The following is a 15,006-nucleotide window of genomic DNA, read 5'->3' on the forward strand; positions in this document are numbered from 1 at the left end:
GCCGCCTGATAATCTGTTTCCAGATCCGATTCCGCACTGCTTTGCTCGGCTAATTCTCGCGACATTTCCACATGACGATACTGCTCAGTCACCAATTGCTTGCGGCTGGTCAGCAAGTCACGGCGCAATACCAATGCGCCATCAAGATGGATCCGCCGCTCATTGGCATGACGCATATAGTCAGCAGCAACGTAGGACGTTGCCTCTGAAATCAGATGCTTAAACAAATCACGATCAGATTGAGTGACACGAATAGCCTCAAGGGTCATACGGTTTTCACGCAATGCCGCTTCCATATCCTGGAAGGCTTTGCGCACGCCGCTGTTTTCTGGCAATAAGTAATCACGCAGTGAGCGGGTAATCGCACTGGAAATACCACCGTACAACGATGCTTCTATCAAACGGTAAAATTTGCTGCGATCGGCAGAAGAGCGTAAACGCTTTGGAATCACACCCAAATCAAACATCAGCGAGTGGTAGTCAGTGATGGAGTTAAATTGCTTGAACTGCACCCCTTCCATTGCTTCGACGCGCTCTTTCAGCTCTTGTAATGACAGGACGCGCGCCTGACGCTCACCCACCACCTCGGTAAGAATCTGGGTAGGTTGGATAGCCGTCGGCAGCCCCTGAATGGTGAAAGGCTTAATATCAACCTTGCGGTCACGCCCTGCCACTTGTTGCAACCGCACCCCGACAACCACACGTTGGTGGCGGGAGTTGACGACATCCAGCGTTGAATAACAGACCCCGGCCCGCAATTTGCCGTGCAGACCTTTATCACGGGAACCACTGGTAGCACCGGCTTCGGTGGTGTTACGAAAGTGCAGCAGTGTCAGGTCAGGAATCAGTGCTGTAACGAAAGCGGCCATAGTGGTGGATTTACCCGCACCATTGCCGCCAGATAAGGTGGTTACCAGCTCATCAAGATCGAATGTCCGGGCAAAAAAACCATTCCAGTTAACCAAGGTCAGCGAGCGAAATTTACCGCGTTCAATCATTCCTGTTCATCCTCTGCACTGTCCGCTGCATTACCCATGGTGATGTCAGTTTCATCGCTTTCATCATGGAGTGACAGACTGTTTTCCACCGCCATGGCCTCGCCATCACGGATCATGCGTAACTGGGCTTCCCGTGGGTCATCGCCGCTACGCACATCAGCACCAAAGCGGAATACCGCTTCAGTGATACGAAACTTGCTGCTGTCATTGCCCATAAAGTAGATCATACCCAACCGACGCAGCCGGTTAAGTGACGTTCTTACTTTTTCCTGCAACTTCTGCTTATCCAAATCCGACCCGGTTGAGCGCTGGTTAACAAACTTCAGCAATTTGCTCTCATCGGCCAGACTTAGCAGCTCTTCGTATAATTCGTGCTGCGCGAAAATGCCTTCATGGGCCAAACGTTCAGGGCTGAGATACAGATAACAAAGGATCTTGCCAACCATCATATCCAGCTCAGATAGCACCGAGCGTGGAATCAGCGTGGTAGAACGGGGGCGCAGATAGAAGAAACCTTCCGGTGCACGGATTAACTCCACGTTATAACGGGTATAAAACTCTTCCAGTTGCTCCTGAAAATCCATCAGGAAAGCATGATTATCCAGTTCATCAATCCCGATATGACGACCGGCACGTAACTGGCTGTCAAGTGCTGGAAACAGTGAGTTGGCCAATGCCTGAGCCAGTTTAACGGGCATTACTACTTCAATATTTGTTGATGACATGTGCCTGCACCTTGGCTCCGTAATCATTGATTGCCAACCATTCTGCTGGTAACCCTGAGAAATCGGCTTCGGCCACACCAAGGCGAACTGCCTGGTCGACCAGGATACGAGCCACGTCGAAATGACGAGCACGCGGATATTGCGCGAGGTAGTCGCGCATCACTTCCCCCAGATTAAGTGGCATCTTTTGTTGCTGGTATACCAACAACGCCTGCTCAATCAGGGCGGCTAATTGCTCACGGATCTCATTAAATTCTTCAAATTCCAGATCCGGTGGCAGCTCCCCGGTAACTTCCTCACTGCGCAACGCCAGTTCTTCATCGCGCATATCCAGCAAGCGATCAGCGTTGGCATAGGTGAGAGTCCATGGGCTATCAAAATAATTCTGCACTGACTGGCGCAAGCGTTGGGCAAAGACACGGTTTTTATCCATATCAATCGCAGTACGGATAAACTTATGCACGTGGCGGTCATAGCCGATCCACAGATCAATCGCTTGTTGGCCCCAACTGATAATGCGGTCAAGTTTACTTTGTAAATCAAAGACCAACTTATCCACCAGATCCAGACCCGCATTGCCGATAGTGGCTTCTTGAATACGTAACAGGTTAGCCTGAAGTTTATCACCTGCCGCTTCCAGCGTATCTTGTAATTCACGCAGTGTGCCGGAGGTTTCTGACAACAGCATTTCACAACTGGCAATAGCCGCCCGCCAATCCTGATTCAGCAACGCGGCGATATCTTCCTTCACACTATGTTGCTGCTCGTCCATCAAGCGTTGCGTCATATCAATGCTGTCGAAAATTTCAGCAACTGAATATTTTAGCGGGGCAAAAACATTACGATGCCAGTGGAATTCATCGCCCCCCTCTTCGGCCGCTTCGGCCGCCCGTTGTAGCTCTTGTGCGACAATCGATAACTGCATTGACAGGCGCAGGGTGGAGAATTCGCGCTGCCGGATATAGTAGTCAGTGATACCAATGCCTAACGGCGTCAGGCGGTAAATGGCATTACCATCGGCAATTTCACTGGTAAAACGGTTGAGTAACCGCTGGCGCACCATGTCATTGATAGCATTATTCGCGCGCACGGCCACGGTTTCATGGGTCTGCTCAAAACCTTTACAGACGTGGCGAAATGCATCAACTAACTCCCCTTCACTCATTTCGCCATCCAGCCGCTCACCGTTTAACGTGGCAATAGCCAAAAGAAAGGCCAAACGATCTGTGGGCAGAGTAATCGAAAAGTCATTTTTCCGCGCCCAGGCGACCAGTTCGGGTACTGTCTGGGAAAAGTCACTCATAATGGGTCCTTCAGATTTGGCTTAAACGCCGAGACATGCACGTAGCGCCCCAGGCTGATAAAGGGCTCCTGCCGGCAATAGCGCTGTTCCAACGCCAATAATTCAGCAAACTCATCAACTTGTTGCTGTTTATTTTTCATGTAATCGTGAAACACCCGTACTCCCGTCTTACCGCTAATGGATAAACCCATTTGCTCAAGCCAACCATATACCGTTGGTGGATCTAAAGGGTATTGCGGCGATAGCGAACGCTGCCTACGCCTTTTTACACCCGGTAACGCCAACTGAAAGTTACCCAATACCGCATTACGCATCACCAATCCATTGGCATTGAAAAACATCAATGAGAGCGCGCCGCCGGGAGTCAACGCATTAAAGAGTATTTGCAGAACGTGTTGAGGCTCTGCAATCCATTCTAAAACCGCATGGAACAATATCAGATCAACCGGCTGTTCTAAATGTTGGGTGATGTCCTGAGCCGCACTTTGTACAAATTGCATGTTGTGGCTCACACCTTTTTCCAAGGCAGCGGCTTTCGCGCGCTGGATCATCTCCGCTGACAGGTCACATAATAGGACCTGATGGCCTAATGCCGCCAGTTGGCAAGCCATATGCCCTTCGCCACCGCCCGCATCTAAAATCCGCAACGGGCGTGGTGGCAGCTGCGCTAACAGCCCGCTGATATCTTGCCAAACCACCGCCTGACGAATCATTCCCTTCGTCGTACCATAGATATTGCGGGAAAACTTCTCAGCAATGTCATCGAAATTGCGATCCTGCATGAACAACTGCTCCGCTATCACTATTGATTTGCCGCCCTTGCTTGATAGAACCTCGCAAATCAATAGCCACAGTAAAAAGAATGCCTACCAACCTGCTATTTTGGCACAGCCTGACTTAGAATAAATCCTCTTGGCCTGTAATCAGCGCCAAATGCCGGTTTTTCAGCCAAAAGGGCCCTATTTTTATGCTTTTCACCTTAAAAAAGTTTGTTGGCGGCTTATTAATGCCCCTGCCCTTGTTACTCATCATCATGGGGCTGGCACTCATTTTATTGTGGTTTACCCGCTGGCAGAAAAGTGGCAAAACACTTTTTGCGTTGAGTTGGCTGGTATTATTGCTTATTAGCCTGCAACCTGTCGCTGACCGCCTGCTATTGCCACTGGAAAAGTCATACGCGACTTATCAGGGAAACGACCCGGTAGATTACATTGTTGTGCTCGGTGGCGGCTACACGTTTAATCCGAATTGGGCACCAAGCGCCAATTTATTCGCAAATAGCCTGCCAAGAGTCACTGAGGGTGTCAGGTTGTATCGTGCACATCCTAACGCAAAAATGGTTTTTACTGGCAGTGCGGGTCCGAACAACCAAAGCAGTGCAACAACAGCAGCTCAGGTGGCAGAAAGCTTAGGTGTTCCGGTGGCGAATATTATTGCGTTAGAGCAACCGAAAGATACCGTTGAAGAAGCCGCGGCGGTGGCCATTCTGGTGGGTGATAAACCATTTCTGCTGGTCACCTCGGCAAATCATCTGCCCCGAGCGATTAAATTCTTTACCGCCATTGGGTTACATCCAATCCCCGCGCCTGCAAATCAGTTAGCCATCACTACACCGTTGCATAGCTGGGAGCGTGCTATTCCAGCAGCGGCTTATTTAGGCCACACCGAACGTGCCTGGTATGAAACATTGGGGCTGTTGTGGCAAAAATTAAGCGGGGATAGCAAGGGTGAATAAATTAGTTTAACCAAGGGATGAGTTGCCGGGCGGCATTATCAAATACAGCACGATCCAGATTCCCGGTATGGATAAAGCGAGCCACCAGTTCCCAAAGGGTATAGAGCCATCGGCGGGCAACAAAGGATTCAGAGACCGGTGCTTTATTGAGATAACGATAGAATAGCTGACTAGGCATGCCCTCTTCGCTGAGGCGGAACAAGTCATACTCTCGTGGAGCCCACAACATCGGGCCTGGATTAAGCATCGCTAGCAACTGATCGCTGCGCGCATCTTTTAACATACTGCGAAGAGTCAGATTGCCGTGCACCAGCACTGAGCTGTCATCAAAACCGGCAAAAAGTGCCGTTAATGACGCCTTCGCACGGTAAAGTATCGCACGGTCTTCCAATGTCATAACCGGTGAATTCATATTAGACAAGGTCGCCCACAACACTTCAACTCGTTGCTGATACCAACTGAACCAATCATTTTCCTGGGTGCTATCAACATTACCCACACAACCGTGGCTATCAATGCGATGCCATGCCAGTACACCTTCAACTATCTGATCCATCAAAGCATCCCAGCGTTCCCCCGTCCGAGTCGGTGCCTCCACCGAAACACCACGTAAACGCTCCATCAACAGAATTTCTTTATACGGGGATTGGTGGGTCATCACCAGTCCGTACACGGTGGGTAACCGGATATCGCCTTCCCGAGCCAGCATGGAAAGTTTATACGCCTCTTGCTGTGCTATCCCCTGACAAACATAGCTCTTCGCCAGTAATGGGATTGCCTGCCCCTGCTGGTTATACATCGCGTACAGGTGGGCATAGGGCTGCTCGCTGATACGTTCGAGGCGGGTGATAGATTCCCCGAGCACCACACTTAATTCAGCTTTCAGTTGTTCCATTATGCTCAGTCCAATTATCTGGCGAAATTGATGGTTCATAATGGGATGACGGGCGGGAGATTTCCAGAATGCAGATCAACTATTATTGATAATAAAAATCAAACTATCGGATACAAAGTAAAAACGCCAGGCCCAATTGGGCCTGGCGCAAACAGTTCGGTGCCCGTAATGGTTACTGATGAAGCATGATAGCGCGCACCCGATCCAGATCAGCCTGAGTATCAACCCCAACCGTGGGTATCGCTTTTGCTACCGCGACGTGGATCTTTTCGCCATACCACAGTACTCGAAGTTGCTCTAATAGCTCGATTTGTTCGAGTTTGCTCGGTGCCCAATTAACATAACGGCGGATAAAACCTGCACGATAAGCATAAATACCAATATGGCGTAAGAAACAATCACCGATAGTCTCTTTTGACTGAGCAAAACGCTCTCTTTCCCATGGGATCGCCGCGCGGGAGAAATAGAGCGCGTAGCCTTGCTCATCCATCACCACTTTAACCGCATTAGGGTTAAATGCTTCTTCGCTACTTTCAATCGGCACCGCTAATGTTGCCATGCCAGCACGACAAGCGGCCAGATTATCAGCCACCTGACGGATAATTACCGGGGGTATCAGAGGTTCATCCCCTTGGACATTTACGATAATATCATCATCGGCAAAACCATAGAGTTCAATGACTTCGGCTAAGCGCTCGGTGCCAGATTGATGATCGGCACGGGTCATACATACCTCACCACCGGCGGCCTCAACGGCTCTCACCACCTCAGGATGATCTGTTGCCACAATCACCCGTGACGCGCCCGATGCCTTTGCTCGTTCCATCACATGAACTACCATCGGTTTGCCCGCAATATCAGCCAATGGCTTGCCGGGTAACCGGGTTGAAGCATATCGAGCGGGAATTATAGCGATGAAACTCATGCGTGCTTCTCATCAATTGACAGTGGGCGGGCTTCATTCTCCAACAATACCGGAATGCCATCGCGCACCGGGTAAGCCAGATTGTCGGCTTTACATACCAATTCAAGGTTTTCTTTATTGAAATACAACTTGCCGTTGCAAACCGGACAGGCAACGATTTCGAGTAAACGGTGGTCCATACATCCTCCAGAATGGAGTTTAGCCAGCAGGAAAGTGCTCGAGGATACCATATCTGCTGAAGCAGGTTAACTGTACCGATGCTGCCTGCGCTATCAGCGATTAATAACAAGGAGTTATGTTAATTAGCAACTACATAAGTAAATATAGATAGCTATCTCGTGGGATAAATGCTGGTTTTGTTATTGATATGTTGAATAGCGAGGAGTAGAATTTTGTGACTCACATCACATAAATAGGCATATCGAGTAAGAGATGAAAGTATTCCATAAAATTATTGCGCTGTTTGCTAACTTCAGCAACTAAGCCGCATAAAAACAAATAGAAGCACCTGCAAAAGCTGCCCGGCGACAAAACAACCTGTCGAATAGAGGCCAAAAATACCCAAGGGTATAAATACAAACGGCTACCAAAAGGTAGCCGTTTGCTTAGAAAACGAGTTGATCGTCGTCGTATACTTAGAAAGCGATCACATCTGCTGCTGACGGCCCGTGAATACTACGATAAGTAGAGAATTCAACGTCCTGCCCTTCACTGAGTGATTTATTTTTGGTGTTGGCGATAGCCGTCTTGCTGACATACACATCCAAACTACCATCGTGTGGCGAGATGAAACCGTAACCTTCTGATTGGTTGAACCATTTCACGCGACCCATTTTTAACGTCATAATAAATTTCCTTTTACTGGGCATCCTAACAACTCATTTTTATTTATTGTTTAGATGCAGTTGCCCATCCTAAAGTTTTCTGATTAAACCTCTATGAGCTTGATTTTATGAAAAAACCCGCATAAGTGCGGGCTTTAGAATTTTGCTATCCAGATCGATGATTAGCACATCGGCATCATCACTTTCTAAGATAATCTAAACATTATTTCTCTTAAATTATAGAGCAACAACGTTTGTAGCAGCCGGCCCGCGCGGGCTGTCTTGGATGGTATACTCAACACGCTGGCCTTCAGCCAAGGTTTTGAAACCATCAGTTGCGATCGCGGAGAAATGAACAAACACATCTTTACCGCCATCATGCTGTTCAATAAAACCAAAACCTTTGCTTTCGTTGAACCACTTAACCTGACCTGTCTTCTTAGACATAAACTTCACCTTCAACTTCTACTTTCAAATAACATTAAATCTGCCATAAGGCACTCGCGCTATGAGTAATAGCGGGCCTGCATCAGAACATTACTTATGGGAGTTACTATCAGAGATACTGGAAGGTTCGTCTTTGGAGCGGCATCAACAAGATAACGTCTGGGAGGAACTGCTTTACTTTAGTCTCGAACACTCTTACACATAAATAGGTCTGTAGCACAGGCCAGCGGCTATTAACTCATAAAATACCATGCCGCGCAACTATTTTATCTGGGAAGGTCGGTCAGTAAGTAGCATCAATGGGATGCCACGCATAAAAAACCAATATTCTCCACTGCTTACCCCATTATTTATCGATATCAATCTAGACTAAAAACTGAATAAGCATGAAGGAGCTATCCGATTATGACTCACCCACCGTTTGTCCATCCCGATGAGATTCGCGCCAGATTCTCCAGTGCCATGTCGGATATGTATCAGGATGAAGTACCGCTATACGGAGCCTTGTTACAACTGGTTGCTGATATCAACAACCAAACTATGGGTCAGCAACCGGAACTTACCCGCCATTTACGCCAGACCGGAGAGATTGAGCGCCTGAACATGGAGCGACACGGTGCTATCCGAGTGGGAACCGCCGCTGAACTTGCGACCCTGCGCCGCCTGTTTGCGGTGATGGGTATGCTGCCTGTTGGTTATTATGACCTGGCCCCGGCTGGGGTTCCGGTTCACTCGACGGCATTCCGCGCTGTCCATGAAGCTTCGCTGCAAACCTGCCCATTTAGAATTTTCACCTCATTATTGCGCCTTGAATTAATTGAACAACCAGAGCTGCGGCAACAAGCTGCCGATATTCTGGCAAAAAGAGTGATATTTACCCCACGGGCTATCGAACTAATTACTCAGCATGAAATTTCTGGCGGGCTGACCAGCAATGAAGCCGATGACTTTATTGCTCAGTCATTAGAGACATTCCGCTGGCATAATCAAGCGACAGTAAGTGCTGATGTTTACCAACAACTGCACGATCAGCATCGTTTAATTGCCGATGTGGTGGCTTTCAAAGGACCCCATATTAACCACCTAACGCCACGAACGTTGCATATCGATGCCGTACAAATTGCGATGCCAGAACATCAGATTACCCCTAAAGCGGTGATCGAAGGGCCACCTCCGCGCCGCTGTCCAATATTATTACGGCAAACCAGCTTTAAAGCCCTTGAGGAACAGGTTTCGTTTGTCGCAACAGATGGTCGACTCATTCAAGGGCATCACACCGCCCGTTTTGGTGAAATAGAACAACGGGGGGCAGCGCTGACAGCGAAGGGGCGTAATCTCTATGACTGCCTGCTACAGGCGGCACAAGATCAACTACAGGTTCCCGTGAATGAAAAAAATGCCCTGCAATACATGGCGATTCTCAAAGAGAAATTTAGCCAGTTCCCAGATGACTACCCGACAATGCGCGCTGAACAGCTCGCTTTCTTTCGCTATTTCCCTACCGAGAGAGGGCTAAGTACCCTTACTGAATCAATGCAAAACCTGACATTAGACCAATTGATTGACGGGGAATTTATCCAATATGAGCCTTTAGTTTATGAGGATTTTCTCCCCGTCAGCGCAGCAGGTATTTTTCAATCAAATTTAGGGGATAGTGGTCACAGCCAGTTTGCGGGGCACTCCAGCAAGCAGGATTTCCAGCTGGCGCTGGGAGCCACGGTAATTGATGAACTACAGCTATATGAAGAAACCCAGCAGCGCTCAATTGTGGCGTGCGCGGCATCCCTCAAGCTAACACTGCTGAGTCTATAAAGTGGGCTACCTGGCGTGGCGTGATAATGCCTGAATGTTCAACAGCAATTGTTCAGCCTGATCCGGCGGTAACTGTGCATCTACCGGCAGGTACCACCAATTAGGCTGAGCAAAAGCCCGGCACTTGACTGCATCTTTTTCAGTCATCAATAATATTTGCGGGCCACTCGTTAGCGGACTAAGTTGTGCTAATGAATAATCCTGATGGTCAGCAAAAGCATGCTTACTCTTAGGCTCAATACCCAGTAAATTCAAGGTGGTAAAGAACCGAGGAGGATGGCCAATACCCGCCATTGCAACGACATGCTGGAGTTGCTGTGCGGGCAATCGCTCACCGCTAACCAGATTGACTGCCTGCCGCGCCACCAACTGCATCGGTATTTCTCCGCTGGCGGCAATACCACCATTGGTGATTACCGCATCCACTGAGTGCAAACGCCCCGCCCGTTCACGCATCGGGCCTGCCGGTAACCACCAACCATTACCGAAACGACGCACACCATCGATCACCACCAGCTCAAAATCACGCTGTAGCGCATAATGTTGCAATCCATCGTCGGTGATGATGAAGTCCAAAGTGTGAGCTTTTAGTAACGCTTTGATGGCATCTGAGCGCGTTGGTGAGACAGCGACCGGTGCCTGAGTACGCTGATATATCAGAACCGGCTCATCACCTGCCTGCACCGTGGATGTCTCATTGGATAGCAGTAGCGGATACACCGTAGATTTGCCCCCGTAGCCACGAGACACCACCCCAACACGGTAACCCCGTAGTTGTAGCTGTTCCACCAACCAGATAACGACCGGTGTCTTACCATTTCCGCCAGCAGTAAGGTTGCCGACAATAACCACCGGGACCGGTGAGCGCCAGGCAGAACGCCAGCCAAGTGAGTAACTGGCCCGGATAAGTGCTGTGACCGCACCGTATAACCAAGATAGTGGCAGCAGTAACAGATACAGCCGAGACCGCCCAGACCAGATACGCTCAATCATTGGCCAAACTGCATACGATTAAGTTGGGCATAGGCACCATGTTGCGCCAACAACTCTGCATGTACACCACGCTCGACAATGCGCCCCTCTTCAATGACCAAAATTTCATCGGCTTTTTCAATCGTAGATAAGCGATGGGCAATAACCAGTGAAGTACGGTTTTTCTGCAACTCATCCAATGCGGACTGAATCGCCCGTTCAGATTCAGTATCCAGCGCTGAGGTAGCTTCATCCAGAATCAGTATCGGGCAATCGCGCAATAACGCACGAGCGATAGCGATACGCTGACGCTGCCCACCTGAGAGCATCACACCGTTCTCGCCAATAACAGTATCAAGGCCAAATTCCATTTTATTGATAAAGTCCATGGCATATGCCATTCGGGCGGCTTCTTCGATTTCAGCGCGGCTATAGTGCTCGTCACGGGCATAAGCGATATTATTGGCAACCGTATCATTGAACAGATGAACATTTTGCGACACCAAGGCGACTTGGTTTCGCAAGGCACCAAGCCGATAATCTCGCAAATCGTGCCCGTCCATCAAGATACTGCCTTCGCTGACATCATAAAACCGGGTCAGTAAATTGGCGATAGTTGACTTACCTGAGCCTGAACGCCCTACCAATGCCACGGTCTTACCCGCTTCAATGTGCATATTGATATCATTCAGTGCTGGGGTGTCTTTGCCTGGGTAGTAGAACGTGACATGGCGGAATTCTATTTCACCTTTAGCCCGCTCAACTTCCAGTTTCCCCTCGTCTTTTTCCTGTTCCATATCCAGAATAGCAAATAGCGTCTGACAAGCTGCCATCCCACGCTGGAACTGTGCATTCACATTGGTAAGGGACTTCAACGGGCGCATCAGAGCAATCATTGCCGAGAACACCACAGTGATGGTACCCGCTGTCAGGGTTTCCATCACACTTGGGAAACTTGCCGCATACAGCACAAACGCCAACGCAAATGAAGCAATCAACTGAATGATGGGATCAGAAATGGAAGAAGCAGAAACCAGCTTCATCCCCTGCTGACGCATGCGATTACTGACGGTATCAAAACGCTCGGTTTCAACTTTCTGGCCACCAAAGATCAACACTTCTTTGTGCCCTTTCAGCATTTGCTCTGCACTGGTGGTCACTTCTCCCATGGTGCTTTGCATATTTTTACTGATATTACGAAAACGCTTAGAGACTAACCGGATAGAAACAGAAACAATCGGTGCAATGACGATTAAAATCAGCGACAACTGCCAGCTGTAATAAAACATCATGATAAACAAACCGATAATAGAGGCCCCTTCACGCACCACTGTAACCAATGCGCCAGAAGACGATGCCGCTACCTGCTCAGAATCATAGGTAATACGGGACAACAACGTGCCAGTCGATTGCTGGTCAAAGAAGGATACCGGCATCCCCATCATATGGCTAAATAAGCGGCGGCGGATGAACATCACGACTTGACCAGAGACCCATGAGATACAATAGCTAGAAATAAAGCCGGTTATTCCACGAACCACCATCAAACCGATAACAGCCAACGGCATCCATTTTAAAATTGAGCTATTCGCTTTACCAAAACCATCATCGAGCAAAGGTTTTAGTAACGACAGCATAAACGTGTCACTGGCGGCATTAAGGATTAATGCTATCGCCGCGACAACAAGACCGGTCTTATAAGGAGAGATCATTGGCCAGAGGCGACGGAACGTCTGCCATGTGGATAGATCTTTATCATTCATCATGCAAATACCAGCACCAGAAGAAATAGCGGCCCATTCTACTCATTATGGCCTCCAACGCCAAACCGCTGGTGATACCAACGTGGCATTATTTGTTCCCGATAGCCCCTAATTTGCCAACTATCGCTGTAAAAATACACAGTTAGCTGCCCGGATACCGAGGTATCACGCCAAATAATGCTATTTTTTTGATAGCGTTTAATCACTTTTTTAGCTGGCAGGTGCCATTGGTTATAGCGTGCAGCGGAAGCAAAAGCCAATTCTGGCTTCACTGCCCGCAAAAATGGGCCGGTTGAAGAGGTATTGCTGCCATGGTGGGGAACTTGCAGCAATGTTGAGGCTAGCTTAGTACGATAATTTTTAACTAACTGTCGCTCTCCCCGTGTTTCAAGGTCGCCCGTCAATAACAGACTGTGTTTGCCATCATCAATGCGAATAACACATGAGTCATCATTTTGGGCGTTAATCACCTGAGTTCTCGGCCATAAAACGTCAAAATTTAAATTTTGCCATTGCCATTTCACGCCTTGCTGACAGGGCAAACCCGCTATCGGACCAGTTAAGGAGAAAGGTGCACGGACTTTCGCCTGCGGGAATGCCGCCTTTAACTCAGCTAGCCCTCCGGTGTGATCAAGATGATCATGGCTAAGGATAATTTGCTCAACCACAATGCCCCGCCAACGTAAATAAGGGAGAATAACCGCGGCTGCCATGCTACTGGTGTGCCAACGATTGCCCGTATCAAAGATAATTGCTTTCCCTGCACGTTCTATCACTATTGCCAGACCGTGCCCAATATCCAACATATCAACGCGCCAGCGATAATCATCACGCCGCTGAGTGAATAACACCAAATTGACACACAGGACTATCACCCCAATTGGATAGCTTCGCCACCACTGAAAACGCCAAATAAGTATTGCCAGCCACCCCGCATAAGCCACAGCAACGGATGCTAACCCAGTATGCAACCAACCGGTTTTTAGGTGATTGAGTGGCCAGAGTACCGCGCAAAGCGATATATCGGCCAAGAACCAAAACAGGCCAGCTACGGTAGGCAATGGTATGCAGGCCAAGGCCAACAATACGCAAGGCACAGTAAGCAGGGATATGATAGGCACTGCCCACAAATTTGCAGCGATAGAAAACAAGCTGACGCCATGAAATAGGCCTATCTGTAGTGGCATCAATAGTAGCATCATACCAAATTGCAAATGGAACCAGCGGATAGTCAGCCCAAACCATCCGCCCCTAAAACGCTGAGTAATTGGCACCCAATAGAACCAACATATCAGACTGAATACAGCCAGACAGGAGAGCCAAAAACTGTCTGATAGTACCGCCAGTGGTTCACTGAGTAATATTAGCGCCAACACCCAGAGCCACACTTGCCAGGCGCTGCATAAAATACCGAACAACCTCAGCAGTAACCATAGGGTTAATGCTATAGCCGCCCTCATCGCGGGTGGATTCGCGCCCGCCAACCAAACATAAACCATTGCCACAAACCAGCCAATCAGCAGCGGGAACACGGGACCGACCCAACTAACAGGTAGAAATAACTGGATCCCACGAGCCAGTATCCCGCCAAACAGCGCCGCTAGCCCGATGTGCAAACCCGATATCGCCATCAGGTGCGCCGTTCCGGTATTACGAAAAAGCGCCCACTGGTGTGTGTTCAACTGTTCTCTTTCACCAAAAGCTAAAGCTAGCAGTATCTGCCGCTGGTCATACTGCTGTAGCTGTTGTTCAATAACACTGATGGCCCGTTGGCGGAGATTACAATGGGCATCACGCAATTCAGCCTTAATCACTCGCCCTTGCAATGGACGCTGGTTGGCTATAGCCCAGCGTTGGCTATCAAAACCCCCTTCATTGAGTAAGCTATGCACCGCCCGCATTCGTAGCTTCAACGCCCATTGCTGCCCAGCACAATAGCGCTCAAGCTTCTCCGGCCACTTTACTGATACTGCAATCGGTGGAAATACTCTTTGCCCATTAACTTGCTGAATGCCCAACAGGACCTTATTCCCTTCTCCCCATGTCAGATAGGCATTCTTTATAGTGGCGATAACTTGCTGCTCACCTTGAGTTAACGCCTCAATTTGCATTAATACCCTATTTCCGTGCCAACTTCCCCACGCAAAGCTGATGATGACTAATGCCACACATTGCCAGTAGATACGCCCACTTAACCATACCAGTCCCCCCAACCCTAGCAGCCCCACAGTGATGAGAGTTCCTGGCAACTGAGGTAGAAAAATAAGGGGTAAGAAGCCAGTGGCAATAGCGGCCGCAGCATGATCGATTGATAAAGTGATAAGAAGCCATCCCTTGTATTACTGCCAGATAGCCTCATTGCCATCCGCTTGCCTCATCGTGAATATGCTGATTTTCTCTGTTGATGGATGATGTAGCCAGTACAAAAAGTGGAAGTTCAGAGCGGCTTCGCGAATAGTTTTATCTTGTTACATAGCTAACAACGCCTGTGCGGGATGTATCGAAAATAAAGCTGAGCTTATTACAGGTAAAAGGGAGATAGAGATAGAGATAGAGATAGAGATAGAGATAGAGATAGAGATAGAGATAGAGATAGAGATAGAGATA

Annotated in this window: 14 protein-coding genes; 2 read left to right on the plus strand and 12 right to left on the minus strand. The window is 48.7% G+C overall.

Going from position 1 to position 15,006, the window contains the following annotated elements; genetic code table 11:
- The 4 genes from V2A85_RS16525 to cmoM form a co-directional block, all read right to left on the minus strand.
- A partial coding sequence (locus tag V2A85_RS16525) for an ATP-binding protein (protein ID WP_420071871.1) occupies positions 1–998 on the minus strand: 998 nt, incomplete at its 3' end.
- A complete protein-coding gene (gene mukE, locus V2A85_RS16530; protein WP_042568220.1) occupies positions 995–1,723 on the minus strand; it encodes a chromosome partition protein MukE in 729 nt (242 codons plus the stop codon). The genes V2A85_RS16525 and mukE, both read right to left, overlap by 4 nt.
- A complete protein-coding gene (mukF, locus tag V2A85_RS16535) occupies positions 1,704–3,026 on the minus strand; it encodes a chromosome partition protein MukF (protein WP_102970391.1) in 1,323 nt (440 codons plus the stop codon). The genes mukE and mukF overlap by 20 nt, the downstream gene beginning before the upstream one ends.
- Positions 3,023–3,808: a tRNA uridine 5-oxyacetic acid(34) methyltransferase CmoM gene (cmoM, locus tag V2A85_RS16540; RefSeq protein ID WP_372559328.1), complete on the minus strand. Its 786-nt coding sequence runs from the start codon at positions 3,806–3,808 to the stop codon at positions 3,023–3,025. The genes mukF and cmoM overlap by 4 nt, the downstream gene beginning before the upstream one ends.
- Positions 3,809–3,993: 185 nt before the next feature.
- Between cmoM and elyC the strand changes: the two genes are divergently transcribed.
- Positions 3,994–4,761, plus strand: coding sequence for an envelope biogenesis factor ElyC (elyC, locus tag V2A85_RS16545; protein WP_420071872.1), 768 nt, complete (start codon positions 3,994–3,996; stop codon positions 4,759–4,761).
- A 1-nt stretch (position 4,762) separates the two neighbouring features.
- Here the strand turns inward: elyC and V2A85_RS16550 are convergent, their stop codons facing one another.
- The 5 genes from V2A85_RS16550 to cspE all read right to left on the minus strand — a co-directional run bounded on the left by V2A85_RS16550 (position 4,763) and on the right by cspE (position 7,852).
- A complete protein-coding gene (locus V2A85_RS16550) occupies positions 4,763–5,656 on the minus strand; it encodes a YcbJ family phosphotransferase (protein WP_372559330.1) in 894 nt (297 codons plus the stop codon).
- A 172-nt stretch (positions 5,657–5,828) separates the two neighbouring features.
- Positions 5,829–6,581, minus strand: a complete 753-nt coding sequence (gene kdsB / locus V2A85_RS16555) for a 3-deoxy-manno-octulosonate cytidylyltransferase (RefSeq protein WP_420071873.1) — start codon at positions 6,579–6,581, stop codon at positions 5,829–5,831.
- Positions 6,578–6,760, minus strand: coding sequence for a Trm112 family protein (locus V2A85_RS16560; protein WP_004700032.1), 183 nt, complete (start codon positions 6,758–6,760; stop codon positions 6,578–6,580). Before V2A85_RS16560 ends, kdsB begins: the two co-directional genes overlap by 4 nt.
- Positions 6,761–7,216: 456 nt before the next feature.
- Complete coding sequence (locus V2A85_RS16565; protein WP_005159937.1) at positions 7,217–7,426, minus strand: cold-shock protein; 210 nt, start codon at positions 7,424–7,426, stop codon at positions 7,217–7,219.
- A 216-nt stretch (positions 7,427–7,642) separates the two neighbouring features.
- Positions 7,643–7,852, minus strand: a complete 210-nt coding sequence (cspE, locus tag V2A85_RS16570; protein WP_372559332.1) for a cold-shock protein — start codon at positions 7,850–7,852, stop codon at positions 7,643–7,645.
- Between the two features lie 405 nt (positions 7,853–8,257).
- On the opposite strand from cspE, the gene V2A85_RS16575 reads away from it, so the two are divergent.
- Positions 8,258–9,664, plus strand: a complete 1,407-nt coding sequence (locus tag V2A85_RS16575; RefSeq protein ID WP_420071874.1) for a VOC family protein — start codon at positions 8,258–8,260, stop codon at positions 9,662–9,664.
- A gap of 6 nt (positions 9,665–9,670) precedes the next feature.
- Here V2A85_RS16575 and lpxK read toward each other — a convergent pair whose 3' ends face one another.
- The 3 genes from lpxK to V2A85_RS16590 are packed head-to-tail and all read right to left on the minus strand — an operon-like array spanning position 9,671 to position 14,720.
- Complete coding sequence (gene lpxK / locus V2A85_RS16580; protein WP_420071875.1) at positions 9,671–10,657, minus strand: tetraacyldisaccharide 4'-kinase; 987 nt, start codon at positions 10,655–10,657, stop codon at positions 9,671–9,673.
- Positions 10,654–12,402, minus strand: coding sequence for a lipid A ABC transporter ATP-binding protein/permease MsbA (gene msbA / locus V2A85_RS16585; RefSeq protein WP_083158440.1), 1,749 nt, complete (start codon positions 12,400–12,402; stop codon positions 10,654–10,656). The genes lpxK and msbA overlap by 4 nt, the downstream gene beginning before the upstream one ends.
- Positions 12,403–12,437: 35 nt before the next feature.
- Positions 12,438–14,720, minus strand: a complete 2,283-nt coding sequence (locus tag V2A85_RS16590; protein ID WP_420071876.1) for a ComEC family protein — start codon at positions 14,718–14,720, stop codon at positions 12,438–12,440.
- Positions 14,721–15,006: the final 286 nt, after the last annotated feature.

The sequence above is a fragment of the Yersinia sp. 1252 StPb PI genome (assembly GCF_048593885.1).
In the GTDB taxonomy this organism is placed as follows: Bacteria; Pseudomonadota; Gammaproteobacteria; order Enterobacterales; family Enterobacteriaceae; genus Yersinia; species Yersinia enterocolitica_E.

What these genes read in the sequence shown, in the direction of transcription:
- V2A85_RS16560 (WP_004700032.1), bottom strand. Translation starts at nt 6,760, where the DNA reads ATGGACCACCGTTTACTCGAAATCGTTGCCTGTCCGGTTTGCAACGGC.
- cspE (WP_372559332.1), bottom strand. Translation starts at nt 7,852, where the DNA reads ATGTCTAAGAAGACAGGTCAGGTTAAGTGGTTCAACGAAAGCAAAGGT.
- mukF (WP_102970391.1), bottom strand. Translation starts at nt 3,026, where the DNA reads ATGAGTGACTTTTCCCAGACAGTACCCGAACTGGTCGCCTGGGCGCGG.
- V2A85_RS16550 (WP_372559330.1), bottom strand. Translation starts at nt 5,656, where the DNA reads ATGGAACAACTGAAAGCTGAATTAAGTGTGGTGCTCGGGGAATCTATC.
- kdsB (WP_420071873.1), bottom strand. Translation starts at nt 6,581, where the DNA reads ATGAGTTTCATCGCTATAATTCCCGCTCGATATGCTTCAACCCGGTTA.
- cmoM (WP_372559328.1), bottom strand. Translation starts at nt 3,808, where the DNA reads ATGCAGGATCGCAATTTCGATGACATTGCTGAGAAGTTTTCCCGCAAT.
- mukE (WP_042568220.1), bottom strand. Translation starts at nt 1,723, where the DNA reads ATGTCATCAACAAATATTGAAGTAGTAATGCCCGTTAAACTGGCTCAG.
- lpxK (WP_420071875.1), bottom strand. Translation starts at nt 10,657, where the DNA reads ATGATTGAGCGTATCTGGTCTGGGCGGTCTCGGCTGTATCTGTTACTG.
- elyC (WP_420071872.1), top strand. Translation starts at nt 3,994, where the DNA reads ATGCTTTTCACCTTAAAAAAGTTTGTTGGCGGCTTATTAATGCCCCTG.
- V2A85_RS16575 (WP_420071874.1), top strand. Translation starts at nt 8,258, where the DNA reads ATGACTCACCCACCGTTTGTCCATCCCGATGAGATTCGCGCCAGATTC.
- msbA (WP_083158440.1), bottom strand. Translation starts at nt 12,402, where the DNA reads ATGATGAATGATAAAGATCTATCCACATGGCAGACGTTCCGTCGCCTC.
- V2A85_RS16565 (WP_005159937.1), bottom strand. Translation starts at nt 7,426, where the DNA reads ATGACGTTAAAAATGGGTCGCGTGAAATGGTTCAACCAATCAGAAGGT.